The organism is Citrobacter sp. Cf072, from assembly GCF_030334485.1.
Classification (GTDB): domain Bacteria; phylum Pseudomonadota; class Gammaproteobacteria; order Enterobacterales; family Enterobacteriaceae; genus Citrobacter; species Citrobacter freundii.
In genome coordinates, this window is sequence record NZ_JAOWDX010000018.1 from 1 (window position 1) to 304 (window position 304).

At 62.2% G+C, this 304-nt stretch carries 1 protein-coding gene; it reads right to left on the bottom strand.

Going from position 1 to position 304, the window contains the following annotated elements:
* Positions 1 to 304 (bottom strand): type VI secretion system tip protein VgrG (vgrG, locus tag OGX66_RS01380; protein WP_286510777.1); only part of this gene is annotated, 304 nt, incomplete at both ends.

A 304-nucleotide genomic window follows, 5' to 3' on the forward strand; every position in this document is an offset into this window, starting at 1 on the left:
CATCGAATTTCAGTTCGTTAAATCCGCCGCCTTTGTAGGTCTTCGAGCGGATGGTCATCTGCGTTTTCGTGCCCGGCAGGCTGCCCGGCGAGCGGTTGTCCTGGTGGTAGGTGCGGCCCATAATAATGGGCTGGTCCGGGTCGCCGTTGAGGAAGTCCACTATCACTTCCTGACCCACACGCGGAATGGCGAGGTTGCCGAATCCGGTACCGGCCCACGCCTGCGACACCCGCACCCAGCAGGAGCTGTCTTCGTTTCCCGGGCAGTAGCGGTCCCAGTGAAAACGCACCCGCACCCGGCCATG